Genomic DNA, 12,680 nt, shown 5'->3' on the forward strand with positions numbered 1-12,680 from the left:
GGCTACCGCCACGGCAGACGCAACGGCTCGTCGGGGATGTCCCCGGCGAGCAGGCGTTCCAGCAAACCGGCCAGGCCGAGCGGGAACACGCGATCGGGCGTAGCCCGCAACTCCGGCAACCCCCACCAGCGGTGCCCGGACAGCGCGTTGCGTTCGAGCTCCTCGTGCCCGGAGATGTCCACCTCGAAAACGCCGGTGCGCACGAAGAAGTAGGAGTCGGTCGCGTCGTAGACGGTGCCCTCCGCCGAGGACCACTGCCCGGCGCTGACCGCCACCACCGGACTCAACTGTGCGCGCTCGATCCGATACCCGGTCTCCTCGAACAGCTCTCGCACCGCACCGTCCGCGACGCTCTCCCCCGGATCGAGCCCACCGCCCGGGGTGAGCCAGCCCGTCGCGGGTTCGAACGGTGGCGGCGGGGTGAACCGGAACAGCAACACCCGGTCCTCCGAGTCGACAAGGATCACCCGCGCCGTCGGCCGCTGCACTCCCATACCGACGATCCTAGGAGCGCGACCGGCGCACCGAACGACGCAGGCCCGCTTCCCTTTCGGGAAGCGGGCCTGCGTGGTAATGACCTGCCGGTCTGGAGAGTGCCCTACTTGGCCTTCTCCAGGACCTCGACCAGACGCCAGCGCTTGGTGGCCGACAGCGGGCGGGTCTCCATCAGCTGAACGCGGTCGCCGACAGCGGCGGTCTCGTTCTCGTCATGCGCCTTCACCTTGGAGGTGGTGCGGATGATCTTGCCGTAGAGAGCGTGCCGGTGCCGGTCTTCCAGCTCGACGACGATCGTCTTGTTCATCTTGTCCGAGACAACGTAGCCGCTGCGAACCTTGCGGCTGTTGCGCTGCCCTTCGATTTTCTCGCTCATGCCGCATCTCCCTTGCCAGCGGGTGCCGTGGCCAGACCGAGCTCGCGCTCACGCATGACCGTGTAGATGCGCGCGATCTCGTGACGGACGACGCGCAGACGACGGTTGTTGTCGAGCTGACCCGTCGCCATCTGGAAGCGCAGGTTGAACAGCTCTTCCTTCGACTCACGCAGGCGGGAAACGAGTTCTTCTTCGTTGAGCTCGCGGAGCTCTGCGGCTGGTTTCGCGGTAGCCATCAGAACTGCTCCTCCCTGGTCACGATCCTGCACTTCATGGGGAGCTTGTGCATCGCGCGGCGCAGGGCCTCACGAGCGGTCTCCTCGTTGGGGTAAGACATTTCGAACATCACGCGACCGGGCTTGACGTTCGCGATCCACCACTCCGGCGAACCCTTACCGGAACCCATGCGGGTTTCGGCAGGCTTCTTGGTCAGCGGGCGATCCGGGTAGATGTTGATCCAGATCTTGCCGCCACGCTTGATGTGGCGGGTCATCGCGATACGAGCGGACTCGATCTGCCGGTTGGTCACGTAAGCCGGCTCCAGCGCCTGGATGCCGAACTCACCGAACGCCACCGAGGTGCCGCCCTTGGCCATGCCGGAACGACCCGGGTGATGCTGCTTGCGGTGCTTGACCTTGCGAGGCATCAGCATTGCGTCAGCCCTCCTGTGATGTCTCTGCCGGGGCAGCAGCTTCCGCGGAAGCGGCCCGACCGGCCTCGGTGCTGGTCGCCGTGGTGCCGGCGGAACCGGAGCGACGCGGGCGAGACGGACGCTCACGACGCGGACGGTCGTCACGACCGCCGGCCGGAGCGGCGGCGGCGACGAGCTCACGCTTGCCACCGACGATGTCGCCCTTGTAGATCCAGACCTTCACACCGATGCGACCGAAGGTGGTCTTGGCCTCGTAGAGGCCGTAGTCGATGTCCGCACGCAGGGTGTGCAGCGGCACGCGACCTTCACGGTAGAACTCCGAGCGCGACATTTCGGCGCCACCGAGGCGGCCCGAGCACTGCACACGGATGCCCTTGACGTTCGGCGAACGCATGGCCGACTGGATGGCCTTACGCATCGCACGACGGAACGCCACACGGTTGGACAGCTGCTCCGCGACACCCTGAGCAACGAGCTGCGCATCCGATTCGGGGTTCTTGACCTCGAGGATGTTCAGCTGCACCTGCTTCTTGGTGAGCTTCTCCAGCTCGGCGCGGATGCGATCGGCCTCGGCGCCACGGCGGCCGATGACGATGCCCGGACGAGCGGTGTGGATGTCGACGCGAACCCGGTCACGGGTGCGCTCGATCTCCACCTTGGAGATGCCGGCCCGCTCCATGCCAGTGGCGAGGAGCTTGCGGATCTGGACGTCTTCCTTCACGTATTCCGCGTACTGCTTGTCCGCGTACCAACGCGACTTCCAGTCGGTGGTGATACCGAGGCGGAAGCCATGGGGATTGATTTTCTGTCCCATTTACTTTGCCCCTCCCTTCCGGCGGTTGCGAGTTGCGCCACCGGCGGTGGGGACACTCTCGACCTCGATGGTGATGTGGCTGGTGCGCTTGCGAATCCGGAACGCACGGCCCTGGGCCCGCGGCTGGAAACGCTTCATGGTCGCGCCCTCGTCGACATACGCCGTCGAGATGACCAGGGTGGCCGGGTTGAGGCCGAGGTTGTTCTCGGCGTTCGCCGCGGCACTGGCCACGACCTTGGCGACCGGCTCGCTCGCAGCTTGCGGAGCGAACTTCAGGATCGCCAGAGCGTCCTCGACTCGCTTGCCGCGGACCAGGTCCACGACACGACGAGCCTTCATCGGGGTCACGCGAACGTGCTTGGCCGTCGCGCGCGCAGTCGGATTCTGAGTCTCAGTGGTCATCGCCGCTTGCTCTTCCGGTCATCCTTGACGTGGGACTTGAACGTCCTGGTGGGCGCGAACTCACCCAGCTTGTGCCCGACCATGTTGTCCGAGACGAACACCGGCACGTGCTTGCGACCGTCATGGACGGCGAAAGTGTGGCCGATGAAATCGGGGATGATGGTCGAACGACGGGACCAGGTCTTGATGACCTGCTTGGTGCCCTTTTCGTTCTGAACGTCCACCTTCGCGAGGAGATGGTCGTCGACGAACGGGCCCTTCTTAAGGCTGCGTGGCATTTCTTACCTCCTCCTTCAGCGCTTGTTCTTGCCGGCTTTACGGCGGCGGACGATGAGCTTGTCGCTCGGGCGGTTGGGCTTGCGGGTACGGCCTTCGGCCTGGCCCCACGGCGAGACCGGGTGGCGACCACCGGAGGTCTTGCCTTCACCACCACCGTGCGGGTGGTCGACCGGGTTCATGACAACACCACGAACCGTGGGACGACGTCCCTTCCAGCGCATACGGCCGGCCTTGCCCCAGTTGATGTTCGACTGTTCGGCATTGCCGACCTCGCCGACGGTGGCGCGGCAGCGCACGTCGACGCGGCGGATTTCACCGGAGGGCATACGCAGGGTCGCGTAGGGGCCTTCCTTGCCCAGCAGCTGGATGCTCATGCCGGCCGAGCGGGCCATCTTGGCCCCGCCGCCCGGACGCAGCTCCACCGCGTGGATGGTGGTACCCGTCGGGATGTTGCGCAACGGCAGGTTGTTACCCGGCTTGATGTCGGCGGTGGGGCCGGACTCGATCGGGGTGCCCTGCGCGATGCCCTTGGGGGCGATGATGTAGCGCTTCTCGCCGTCCTTGTAGTGCAGCAGCGCGATGTTGGCAGTGCGGTTCGGGTCGTACTCGATGTGCGCGACCTTGGCCGGGATGCCGTCCTTGTCCAGTCGACGGAAGTCGATCAGACGGTAGGCACGCTTGTGGCCGCCACCGCGGTGACGAGTGGTGATACGACCGTGCGCGTTACGACCACCGGTGCTGTGCAGCGGGCGGATCAGCGACTTCTCGGGGGTCGACCGGGTGATCTCGGCGAAATCCGAGACGGAGGACCCGCGGCGGCCCGGGGTTGTCGGCTTGTACTTACGAATTGCCATGAGTTCTTCTCTACTTTCTGGATTCCCAGGCGCTTACGCGACCGGGCCTCCGAAGATCTCGATGGGCTTGCTGTCGGCCGAGATGGTCACGAGCGCGCGCTTGGTGTCCTTGCGCTTGCCGTAACCGAAGCGGGTCCGCTTGCGCTTGCCCTGACGGTTGGCGGTGTTGACGCTGGTCACCTTCACGCCGAAAACCTTCTCGACGGCGATCTTGATCTGCGTCTTGTTGGAGTCCGGGTGCACGATGAAGGTGTAGGTGCCTTCCTCGATCAGTCCGTAGGACTTCTCCGAGATGACCGGCGCCAGCAGGATGTCGCGGGGGTCGGCGATGGTGCTCACTTGCTCTCCTCCTGTGCCGCTTCGGCCGGGCCGTGAACGAAAGCGTTCAGAGCCTCGACGCTGAACACCAACTCGTCGCTGTACAGCACGTCGTAGGTGTTGAGCTGATCCGGGGCGATCGGCTGCACGTTCTCCAGGTTCGCCACGCTCTTCCACGCGGCGGTGTCCTCGCGGCCGATGACAACCAGGAACTTCTTGCGATCCGAGAGCTCGGACAGGAAGGTCTTGGCGGTCTTGGTCGACGGGTTCTGACCCGCGACCAGTTCGGTGACCACGTGGATACGCTCGTTGCGCGCCCGATCGGAGAGGGCGCCACGCAGAGCGGCGGCCTTCATCTTCTTGGGGGTGCGCTGGCTGTAGTCGCGCGGCTGCGGGCCGTGCACGACGCCACCGCCGACGAACTGCGGTGCGCGGGTCGAACCCTGGCGGGCGCGACCGGTGCCCTTCTGCCGGTACGGCTTCTTGCCACCACCACGGACCTCGCCACGAGTCTTCGTGGAGTGGGTGCCCTGGCGAGCCGCAGCGAGCTGCGCGGTGACAACCTGATGCATCAGCGAGATGTTCGCCGTCACGTCGAAGATCTCGGCGGGCAGATCAACGGTCCCGTTGGTCTTGCCGCCAATTTCCTTGACCGGCAGGGTCAGGCTGGCCTTCTTCTCGAGGCTGGTCATGCGTGTGCACCACCCTTCACGGCGCTCTTGATCACCACGACGTTGCCGCGACGACCCGGGACAGCGCCCTTGATCAGCAGCAAGCCGTTTTCGGCATCCACCTTGTGAACCGAGAGGTTCTGGGTGGTGATGCGGTCGTTGCCCATCCGGCCCGACATCCGCATGCCCTTGAACACGCGGCCGGGAGTGGCGCAACCACCGATGGAACCCGGGCGACGGTGCACAGCCTGCGCACCGTGCGAGGCGCCCTGACCGGCGAAGCCGTGACGCTTCATGGTGCCGGCGAAGCCCTTGCCCTTGCTGGTACCCGTGACGTCGACGTAGGTGCCCTCTTCGAACACGTCGGCCGAAAGCTCCTGGCCGACCTCGAAGGTGGACGCGTCCGCGACGCGGATCTCGGCAACGTGGCGGCGCGGGGTGACACCGGCCTTGGCGAACTGACCGGAAACCGGCTTGTTCACCTTGCGCGGGTCGATGGCGCCGAAAGCGATCTGAACGGCGCTGTAGCCGTCGCGCTCCTCGGTGCGGATCTGGGTGACGACGTTCGGTCCGGCCTTGATGACGGTCACGGGAACGACGCGATTGTTCTCGTCGAACACCTGGGTCATACCGAGCTTGGTGCCCAGGATGCCGGCCGCAGGCCTGCTCTTGTTGTCAATAGTCATGTCTCGAGTCCCCGTCACTGAATGTTGACGTCGACGCTGGCCGGCAGGTCGATGCGCATCAGCGCGTCAACCGTCTTCGGCGTCGGGTCGAGGATGTCGATAAGCCGCTTGTGCGTGCGCATCTCGAAGTGCTCGCGCGAGTCCTTGTACTTGTGCGGCGAGCGGATAACGCAGTACACGTTCTTTTCGGTGGGCAACGGCACCGGGCCGACGACACGGGCCCCGGTACGGGTCACCGTCTCGACGATCTTGCGCGCAGACGCGTCGATCGCCTCGTGGTCGTAGGCCTTGAGCCTGATGCGGATCTTTTGTCCCGCCACGCTAAGTGTCCTTTTCTCCGCTTTCGTTCGTGATCCCGGAAAGCCCTGGAGCTCGGCCGAAACCACCCTCATTTACACAGCCCGAACACACGAAGACGTCTCACGTGAGACCACGATCGAGGCGCGCGCAAGGCACGCTCAATCTCTCGCCGCTGTTCATCTGTCATGGTTCTCCGGTCCACGCGGTCGGGCGTGTCGCCCTGTTGCTCAGTCCCCAGCGCTGGATCAAAACTTCATCTCAGGCTCGGAACAGTGTCCCGGACGTACTCACACCGGATTCCCGGTGAAGTACACGATGTAGTACTCGCCTCGCTGATCACGCTCCACTCCATAGGAGTGAGCACGACCCTGTGCAAGGCAACCCGAACAGTATGCCCGACGCGATCGCCCAGTTCAAATCCGCCCCCGGATCCCCGGTCAAACGCGCCTGAGCAGGCTCTATCGCTTTGAACTGACTCTTGAGTAAGATACGGGCCATGACGAAGGAAACCGCGACCTACCGCGGCTGGAAGAAGCTGCCGGACAACCGGCTGGGCCACACGCTGTTCTCGCTGGGAATGGTGGCGCGGGTTCCGTATTTCGGCACGGTGCTCCCGAGCGTGGTGCGCCTGGAGCCCGGCCTGTGCGAGGTGACCTCGCCGAAGTGGTTCGGCATTCACAACCATCTGGGCACCTACCACGCGATCGCCGCGTGCAACCTGGCCGAGGTCGCGATGGGGATGCTGAGCGAGGCCACGGTGCCCGCCACCCATCGCTGGATCCCGAAGGCGATGAACGTGCAGTACCTCGCGAAGGCCGAGACGGGGCTGCGCGCGGTCGCCAAGCTGCCCGAGATTCCGGATTTCACCCAGATCACCGAGGGCACCAACGTCGTGGTGCCGATCTCGGTGTACGACAAGCACGGACTCGAGGTCGTGCACGCCGAGATCACCACCTGGGTCACCCCGAAGTAGCAGGCCGGCGGGGTGCGGCGGAGGTCACTCCGGCCGCGCCCGGCGGGTTGTTGCCACCGGACTGGCGAAACGGTTTAGATGCGTCTATGAGCGCGACCGTGGGTGGGGAATTCGAGTTGTGCGTGGTCGGGCTGGGGCCGACCGGACGCGCGCTGGCGCATCGCGCGATGCGGGCCGGATTGCGAGTCGTGGCCGTGGACCCGCGCCCGGACCGGCTGTGGCCCGAGACCTTCTCCTGCTGGATCGACGAACTGCCCGAGTGGCTGCCCGCCAGTGCCATCGCCCAGCGGATCGAGGCGCCGACCGTCTGGACCAAGACCGCGCACCGGATTCCGCGCCCCTACTGCGTGCTGTCCAAGCCGGGCCTGCACGCGGCGCTCGCCCTGGACGACGCCACCGTGATCACCGGCCGCGCCACCCGCGTCGACACCCATGAGGTCGAACTGCGCGACGGCACGATCCTCAGGGCCGCAACGGTTTTCGACTGCCGCGGCGTGCCGGCGCTGGGCCGGCGCCGGGCCGCGAGCGCACACGGCATCTTCGTCGCCGCCGAGACCGCCGCGCCGATGATCGCCGAGGGCGAGGGCCTGCTGCTGGATTGGCGACCGGAGAACGGCGCGGGCCCGGACGAGCCGCCCTCGTTCCTCTACGCGGTCCCGCTCGGCGACGGCACGGTGATCTTCGAGGAGACCAGCCTCGGGCTACGCGGCGGTATGCCCCAGCACGAGCTACGCAGACGCACGCTGCATCGCCTGGCCACCCACGGGATCCGGATCGAAGGCACCGAGCCCACCGAGGCCGCGCACTATCCGATCGATCAGCCGCCACCGAAAAAGGGTGTGGCACAGGCGGTCCCGTTCGGATCCCGGGGCGGGATGATGCATCCCTGCACCGGATACAGCGTGGCCGATTCGCTCACCCTGGCCGACACCGCGATCGCGGCCGTGCGCGCGGGCCGCGACCCCATCGAGGCGCTGTGGCCCTGGCGGGCCCGCCTCGTCTACTGGATGCGCATGCGCGGGCTGTGGGGGCTGGGCCGGTTGACCACCGACCAGTCCACCGCCATGTTCGAGGCGTTCTTCACCGAATCCGAGCGCGGCCAGCGCGCCCTACTATCGGCCCACGACGACTACACCGCGCTCGGCGCGGTCCTGTTCAACACCGTCGCCCACACCTGGCCGTTCCGCTGGCGCTACGACCTGGTCGGCTGGACCAACCGCGACCGCTGGGTCGACTTCCCGTTCGCGGCCGCCCCGGAACGCAGCGAACGCCGCGCCGGATAGGTCCGGCACGGCGTTCGACGGCGATTCTCAGCCCGCGGTTTGCGCGGCGCGCTGGTACCCGCGGATCGCGGGCCAGCCGAACAGCACGATCAAGCCGACCGTCCAGGCGACGGTCTTCCACAGCGATTCCGCCACCGGGCCGCCGTAGGACAGGCCGCGCATCGCCTCGATGGCACAGCTCATCGGCTGGTTCGCCACGATGTCCTGCAACCAGACCGGGTAGGCGACCTTCGGGACGAAGCCGGTGTTGAAGAACATCAGCAGGGTGTTCACGATGGTCACCAGGCTGACCAGCATGACGCCCTCGGTGATGGTCGCCAGCGCGGTGACCAGGACGGCGAAGCCGACGCCGAACAGCACGGGCAGTGCGATCAGCGCCAGCGCGGCGACCCAGCCCTGATCGAAACGGAAGCCGAGGGTGAACCCGACGCCGAGCACGAACAGGGTGGTGATCAGCACGCGCACGGCCTCGGCCAGCAGCCGACCGGTCAGCCCGGCCGCGCGATGCAGGGGCATGGTCCAGAACCGGCCGAGCAGCCCGGTGGCCTTCTCGGTCTTGAAGCCGAGCGCGCTCACGACCGCACCGGACATGGCCGCCACCAGGGTGATCATCGCGACCTGGCCGTAGATGGCGGGCTTACCGGTGGCATTGCTGATCGAATTACCGAGCACCACATCGAACATCAGCAGCGTCAGCGCCGGATAGACCAGCGTCTGAATGGTGGTCGCGGGGTCGCGCGCCCAACCGAACAGCAGCCGCTTGGCTTGCAGCAGGCTGTGCGACACCAGGGTCGACAGCGCGTTCTCCGACGGTGTCGCCACCTCGGGCAGCGCCGTCCAGTTCTCCGCCGAGATCTCCAGCGGCGCTTCGGTGGCCTCCACGGAACTCATGACCGCCTCACACTCGCCCAGATCGCAAACGGAATAAACGCAATGGCCAGGCCGCCCAGCCAGAGCAGCGGCACCCACAGCCCGTCCCAGGTGACACCGTGATCGGCCATCGCCCGCATCGCGCTCGACCACTGGGAAATCGGCTGATTACGGGCGAACGGCTGAATCCAGGAGGGGAAGCTGCTCTCCGGCACGAACCCGGTGGACAGCATGCCGAAGATCAGCGTCGGCAGGGTCAGCGCCTGACTCAGCGATTCGGGGCTCTTGGTCAGCGAGCCGAGACCATCGGCGCCGATCGCGAGCACGGTGCCGACCGCGAGGGAGAACCCGCAGAACAACACGGCCTGCCAGAACCCCGCCAGGAAGCGGAAGCCGATCATGTGCCCGAACAGGATCGCCGCGATCAGCGAGGTGACCGAACGGACCAGGCCCGCGGAGATGCGCGCGGAGAAGGGCACCAGAATGCCGATCGGCATGGTCTGGAGCCGGGTACTCAGACCCGTCAAGGCTTCGAAGGCCGAGAGCTGCGCGTTCGACATCATGGTGAAGGCCATGGTCTGCAGCACGATCACCGCCATGACGAACTGCTTGTAGTCGATGCCCTGGAACTGCATCACGAACTTCAGCGGCAGATAGAAGCCCAGGGTGAACACCAGCGGCGTCACGAAGGCCACGATCAGTTCGCCCTTGGTCGCCATGGTCCAGACGACGCGGCCGGTCAGCGCCCGCCACTGGGCGAACGACGACGGTTTCGCCGAGGGTAGCTGCGCGAACAGCACCCCCGGATCGGCGGTGGGTGCACTCACGCCTTGCCGCCCGAGTGCCCGGTCAGCGAGAGGAAGACGTCGTCCAGCGACGGGCGCCGCAGGCCGATGTCGGCGAGGTCGACACCCACGTAGTCCAGGCGGCGCAGCGCCTCGGCCAGGGTGGTGGCGCCATCGGGGGCCGGGAAGGAGATCCGGTCCGACGAACCGAGGTCGGCCAGCACCGCGGCGGGCACGAGATCGCCCAGCGCGTCGGCGGCGGTCTGCAGCTTGCTCGGGTCCAGCGGGACCACCTCGCAGAAGCTGCCGCCCGTCTTCTCCTTGAGCTCGTCGGCGGTGCCCTCGGCGATCACCGTGCCCTTGTCGATGACGATGATGTTGTCGCTCAGCACGTCGGCTTCCTCGAGGTACTGCGTGGTCAGCAGCACCGTGATGCCCTGCGACTTGAGCACCTGCACCAGATCCCAGACGCCCTGGCGGCTGCGCGGATCCAGGCCGGTGGTGGGCTCGTCGAGGAACACCACCTCGGGCCGCACCACCAGGCCGCAGGCGATGTCCACCCGGCGGCGCATGCCGCCGGAGTAGTTGCGCACCGCGCGCCGGCCCGCGCTGACCAGGTCGAACTGCTCGAGCAGGTCGTCGGCGCGCTTGCGGGCGGCGGCCTTGCGCAGGCCCATCAGGCGGCCGAACAGCTCCAGGTTCTCGCGCCCGGAGAGGTTCTCGTCCAGGGCGGCGTACTGGCCGGTCATCATGATCGAGCGGCGCACGGCCGCCGGGTCGGTCCGCACGTCGTGGCCGGCGACCACGGCGGTGCCGGAATCCGGGCGCAGCAACGTGGACAGGATCTTGACCATGGTGGTCTTCCCCGCCCCGTTCGGGCCGAGGATACCCAGCACGCTGGCCTTGTCGGCGGTGAAACTGATGCCCTGCAGGGCGTGCACGTCCCCGAAGGACTTGTGCACGTCCTCTACGAAGACCGCTGTCTCACGTTCCGGCCCGCTGAGGGTCTCCACGTGCGAATCTGGCTTGGTCAAGCTCGGCATCAACTCTCCACTATCGGCCGGGGCGGCATGGCGTCTCCGGAGGAGATCCGTCCCAATGGGCGTGATGTTACCGGCTGGGTGAAACCGGCCGAGGCGTCAGCGCCGTACCCACTTCCACCATCAGCTAAGTGTGTCGTTGCTCACAGATCTCGAATTGCATTGGCGCAATTCGGAATCGGCGCTGGTCGCGCCGTCAAGGGCAGTGCGGTGGCGGCGTCAGTGCCTTGTCGGGCCGCGAACACGCCCATACCCTGCAATTCAGGGAGGTGAGACGAATGGCCGAGTCCGCGCAATCACGAGTAGCGGGGCAACGGGGTGGCTCGAATGTGCTGACCTCGTACGACCCGCGCACCGGGGAAATCGTCGGGAACTACGCCGTGATGGGGCACGGCGAACTCAACCGCACCGTCCGCTCCGCCCGCGCCGCCGAGAAGTGGTGGGCCGGACTGGGTTCCGGCAGCCGCAAGCGCTGGCTGCTGGATTGGAAACGCCTGATCGCCCGGCAGGCCGGCGAGCTGGTCGACCTGGTCTGCGAGGAGACCGGCAAACCCGAGGCGGACGCCGCCATCGAGGTGATGCTCGCGGTGGAGACCCTGGACTGGGCGGCCCGCAACGCCGACCGCGTCCTGCACCGCCGCAAGCTCGGCTCCACCTGGCTCACCCGCAACCAGCACGCCTCCGTCGGCTACCTGCCGCTCGGTGTGATCGGCGTGCTCGGATCCTGGAACAACCCGGTCTTCACGCCGATGGGGTCGATCGCCTACGCCATGGCCGCCGGCAACGCGGTGGTGTTCAAACCGCACGAGCTGACCACCGGCGTCGGCGTCTGGCTGGCCGAGAGCTGGAGCCGGCTGGCCCCGAGCCAGCCCGTGTTGCAGGCCGTCACCGGCGACAAGTCCACCACCAACGCGCTGTGCCGGGCCAAGCTCGACAAGATCGCCTACGCCGGCTCGGATCCCGGCGCCCGCGAGGTGATCTCGCTCTGCGCGCAGACGCTGACGCCCGTGGTGATCGAGCGCGGCGGCAAGGGCACGATGGTCGTGCAGGTCGACGCCAAACTCGACGACGCCGCCGAGGCCGCGGTCTTCGGCGCGATGGCCAACGCCGGCCAGAACCCCACCGGTATCCAGCGCGCCTACGTCGCCGACTCGGTGTACGACCGGTTCCTGGAACTGGTCGCCGATCAGGCCCGCCGTCTGCGCCCCGGCGCCAGCAAGCGGGCCAGCTACGGGCCGATGATCGTGGAGTCACAGGTCGACGTGGTGCGCAAACAGGTGCGCGACGCCCTGGCCCGCGGCGGTAAAGCCGTTGTCGGCGGGCTGGACTCGTTCCGGGAGCCCTATATCGAGCCGATCGTGCTGGCCGAGGTGCCCGAGGAGAGCGTCGCGGTCACCGGGGAGGCGTGCGGGCCGGTGCTGATCGTGAACCGGGTGCCCTCGATGGAGGAGGCGGCGCGGCGGATCAACGCCACCGGCAACGGGGTGGCGGTCTCGGTGTTCACCCGCGACGCCGCCAGCGTTCCGGCGTTCGCGGAACGGCTGCGAGTCGGCGTGGTGACGATCAACTCCTCCAGCGCCTACGCCGGGATCCCGGCACTGCCCTTCGGCGGCGTCGGCGAGTACGGCCAGGGCCACAGCCATGGTGACCAGGGCTTGCGCGAGTTCAGCCGGACCCTGTCGATCGCCCGCAAGCGATATCGCGCGCCGGTGAACCTGTCCACCTTCGATCGTCAGGGCCGGCATCTGCGCACGGCCCGCACCATGTTCCGCATCCGGCACGCGCGTCGCACCTGAGCCCGCGCCCGGTCAGAGGCTGAAGTCGACCGTTCCCACATGGCAAGCGGTCGGCTTTCACTAGGCTCGATCCAAGCTCGTCCCGT

The 12,680-nt window shown here is 67.0% G+C and carries 18 protein-coding genes; 3 read left to right on the plus strand and 15 right to left on the minus strand.

The window, feature by feature from the left end; genetic code table 11:
- Window positions 1-2 precede the first annotated feature (2 nt).
- From AB0H76_RS37455 to rpsJ, 12 genes are all read right to left on the minus strand, one after another.
- Window positions 3-494: an NUDIX domain-containing protein gene (locus tag AB0H76_RS37455; protein ID WP_357332154.1), complete on the minus strand. Its 492-nt coding sequence runs from the start codon at window positions 492-494 to the stop codon at window positions 3-5.
- Window positions 495-598: 104 nt separating this feature from the next.
- Window positions 599-871 carry a 30S ribosomal protein S17 gene (rpsQ, locus tag AB0H76_RS37460; RefSeq protein ID WP_357332155.1) on the minus strand — a complete coding sequence of 91 codons (273 nt, stop codon included), beginning with the start codon at window positions 869-871 and terminating at the stop codon, window positions 599-601.
- Entirely contained in the window at window positions 868-1,107 is a 240-nt protein-coding gene (gene rpmC / locus AB0H76_RS37465) for a 50S ribosomal protein L29 (RefSeq protein WP_357332157.1), read from the minus strand. Before rpmC ends, rpsQ begins: the two co-directional genes overlap by 4 nt.
- The gene (gene rplP, locus AB0H76_RS37470; protein ID WP_327112480.1) at window positions 1,107-1,523 is read right to left on the minus strand and encodes a 50S ribosomal protein L16; all 417 of its coding nucleotides are present in this window, start codon (window positions 1,521-1,523) and stop codon (window positions 1,107-1,109) included. The genes rpmC and rplP overlap by 1 nt, the downstream gene beginning before the upstream one ends.
- Before the next feature lie 4 nt (window positions 1,524-1,527).
- Window positions 1,528-2,337 (minus strand): 30S ribosomal protein S3, encoded by an 810-nt coding sequence (gene rpsC / locus AB0H76_RS37475; RefSeq protein WP_357332159.1) that lies wholly within the window; start codon window positions 2,335-2,337, stop codon window positions 1,528-1,530.
- Window positions 2,338-2,739, minus strand: a complete 402-nt coding sequence (gene rplV / locus AB0H76_RS37480; protein WP_194817299.1) for a 50S ribosomal protein L22 — start codon at window positions 2,737-2,739, stop codon at window positions 2,338-2,340.
- A complete protein-coding gene (gene rpsS, locus AB0H76_RS37485) occupies window positions 2,736-3,017 on the minus strand; it encodes a 30S ribosomal protein S19 (RefSeq protein ID WP_019045020.1) in 282 nt (93 codons plus the stop codon). The genes rplV and rpsS overlap by 4 nt, the downstream gene beginning before the upstream one ends.
- A 15-nt stretch (window positions 3,018-3,032) precedes the next feature.
- Window positions 3,033-3,872 (minus strand): 50S ribosomal protein L2, encoded by an 840-nt coding sequence (gene rplB / locus AB0H76_RS37490; protein ID WP_357332161.1) that lies wholly within the window; start codon window positions 3,870-3,872, stop codon window positions 3,033-3,035.
- A gap of 33 nt (window positions 3,873-3,905) precedes the next feature.
- Window positions 3,906-4,211, minus strand: coding sequence for a 50S ribosomal protein L23 (rplW, locus tag AB0H76_RS37495; protein WP_030522697.1), 306 nt, complete (start codon window positions 4,209-4,211; stop codon window positions 3,906-3,908).
- Window positions 4,208-4,882 (minus strand): 50S ribosomal protein L4, encoded by a 675-nt coding sequence (rplD, locus tag AB0H76_RS37500; RefSeq protein ID WP_357332163.1) that lies wholly within the window; start codon window positions 4,880-4,882, stop codon window positions 4,208-4,210. The genes rplW and rplD overlap by 4 nt, the downstream gene beginning before the upstream one ends.
- The gene (gene rplC, locus AB0H76_RS37505; RefSeq protein WP_357332165.1) at window positions 4,879-5,547 is read right to left on the minus strand and encodes a 50S ribosomal protein L3; all 669 of its coding nucleotides are present in this window, start codon (window positions 5,545-5,547) and stop codon (window positions 4,879-4,881) included. Before rplC ends, rplD begins: the two co-directional genes overlap by 4 nt.
- Window positions 5,548-5,561: 14 nt before the next feature.
- Complete coding sequence (gene rpsJ, locus AB0H76_RS37510; protein ID WP_003938093.1) at window positions 5,562-5,867, minus strand: 30S ribosomal protein S10; 306 nt, start codon at window positions 5,865-5,867, stop codon at window positions 5,562-5,564.
- A 476-nt stretch (window positions 5,868-6,343) separates the two neighbouring features.
- Here rpsJ and AB0H76_RS37515 point away from each other — a divergent pair, with 476 nt between their 5' ends.
- Window positions 6,344-6,820: a hotdog fold domain-containing protein gene (locus AB0H76_RS37515; protein ID WP_357332167.1), complete on the plus strand. Its 477-nt coding sequence runs from the start codon at window positions 6,344-6,346 to the stop codon at window positions 6,818-6,820.
- An 86-nt stretch (window positions 6,821-6,906) separates the two neighbouring features.
- On the plus strand, window positions 6,907-8,103 hold the full coding sequence (locus AB0H76_RS37520; protein ID WP_357332169.1) for a lycopene cyclase family protein: 1,197 nt from the start codon (window positions 6,907-6,909) through the stop codon (window positions 8,101-8,103).
- Window positions 8,104-8,130: 27 nt separating this feature from the next.
- Here the strand turns inward: AB0H76_RS37520 and AB0H76_RS37525 are convergent, their stop codons facing one another.
- From AB0H76_RS37525 to AB0H76_RS37535, 3 genes are read right to left on the minus strand one after another with little or no spacing between them, the layout of a single operon-like run.
- Entirely contained in the window at window positions 8,131-8,994 is an 864-nt protein-coding gene (locus AB0H76_RS37525; RefSeq protein WP_357332171.1) for an ABC transporter permease, read from the minus strand.
- Window positions 8,991-9,800: an ABC transporter permease gene (locus AB0H76_RS37530; protein ID WP_357332173.1), complete on the minus strand. Its 810-nt coding sequence runs from the start codon at window positions 9,798-9,800 to the stop codon at window positions 8,991-8,993. The genes AB0H76_RS37525 and AB0H76_RS37530 overlap by 4 nt, the downstream gene beginning before the upstream one ends.
- Window positions 9,797-10,801 carry an ATP-binding cassette domain-containing protein gene (locus AB0H76_RS37535; RefSeq protein ID WP_357332175.1) on the minus strand — a complete coding sequence of 335 codons (1,005 nt, stop codon included), beginning with the start codon at window positions 10,799-10,801 and terminating at the stop codon, window positions 9,797-9,799. The genes AB0H76_RS37530 and AB0H76_RS37535 overlap by 4 nt, the downstream gene beginning before the upstream one ends.
- 275 nt (window positions 10,802-11,076) lie before the next feature.
- Between AB0H76_RS37535 and AB0H76_RS37540 the strand changes: the two genes are divergently transcribed.
- Complete coding sequence (locus AB0H76_RS37540) at window positions 11,077-12,594, plus strand: aldehyde dehydrogenase family protein (RefSeq protein ID WP_357332177.1); 1,518 nt, start codon at window positions 11,077-11,079, stop codon at window positions 12,592-12,594.
- Window positions 12,595-12,680: the final 86 nt, after the last annotated feature.

The organism is Nocardia sp. NPDC050712 (assembly GCF_040654295.1).
GTDB lineage: Bacteria > Actinomycetota > Actinomycetes > Mycobacteriales > Mycobacteriaceae > Nocardia.

What these genes read in the sequence shown, in the direction of transcription:
- AB0H76_RS37515 (WP_357332167.1), top strand. Translation starts at nt 6,344, where the DNA reads ATGACGAAGGAAACCGCGACCTACCGCGGCTGGAAGAAGCTGCCGGAC.
- AB0H76_RS37540 (WP_357332177.1), top strand. Translation starts at nt 11,077, where the DNA reads ATGGCCGAGTCCGCGCAATCACGAGTAGCGGGGCAACGGGGTGGCTCG.
- rpsC (WP_357332159.1), bottom strand. Translation starts at nt 2,337, where the DNA reads ATGGGACAGAAAATCAATCCCCATGGCTTCCGCCTCGGTATCACCACC.
- rplP (WP_327112480.1), bottom strand. Translation starts at nt 1,523, where the DNA reads ATGCTGATGCCTCGCAAGGTCAAGCACCGCAAGCAGCATCACCCGGGT.
- rplC (WP_357332165.1), bottom strand. Translation starts at nt 5,547, where the DNA reads ATGACTATTGACAACAAGAGCAGGCCTGCGGCCGGCATCCTGGGCACC.
- AB0H76_RS37535 (WP_357332175.1), bottom strand. Translation starts at nt 10,801, where the DNA reads ATGCCGAGCTTGACCAAGCCAGATTCGCACGTGGAGACCCTCAGCGGG.
- rplD (WP_357332163.1), bottom strand. Translation starts at nt 4,882, where the DNA reads ATGACCAGCCTCGAGAAGAAGGCCAGCCTGACCCTGCCGGTCAAGGAA.
- rpmC (WP_357332157.1), bottom strand. Translation starts at nt 1,107, where the DNA reads ATGGCTACCGCGAAACCAGCCGCAGAGCTCCGCGAGCTCAACGAAGAA.
- rplB (WP_357332161.1), bottom strand. Translation starts at nt 3,872, where the DNA reads ATGGCAATTCGTAAGTACAAGCCGACAACCCCGGGCCGCCGCGGGTCC.
- rpsQ (WP_357332155.1), bottom strand. Translation starts at nt 871, where the DNA reads ATGAGCGAGAAAATCGAAGGGCAGCGCAACAGCCGCAAGGTTCGCAGC.
- AB0H76_RS37520 (WP_357332169.1), top strand. Translation starts at nt 6,907, where the DNA reads ATGAGCGCGACCGTGGGTGGGGAATTCGAGTTGTGCGTGGTCGGGCTG.
- AB0H76_RS37455 (WP_357332154.1), bottom strand. Translation starts at nt 494, where the DNA reads ATGGGAGTGCAGCGGCCGACGGCGCGGGTGATCCTTGTCGACTCGGAG.
- rplV (WP_194817299.1), bottom strand. Translation starts at nt 2,739, where the DNA reads ATGACCACTGAGACTCAGAATCCGACTGCGCGCGCGACGGCCAAGCAC.
- rpsS (WP_019045020.1), bottom strand. Translation starts at nt 3,017, where the DNA reads ATGCCACGCAGCCTTAAGAAGGGCCCGTTCGTCGACGACCATCTCCTC.
- AB0H76_RS37525 (WP_357332171.1), bottom strand. Translation starts at nt 8,994, where the DNA reads ATGAGTTCCGTGGAGGCCACCGAAGCGCCGCTGGAGATCTCGGCGGAG.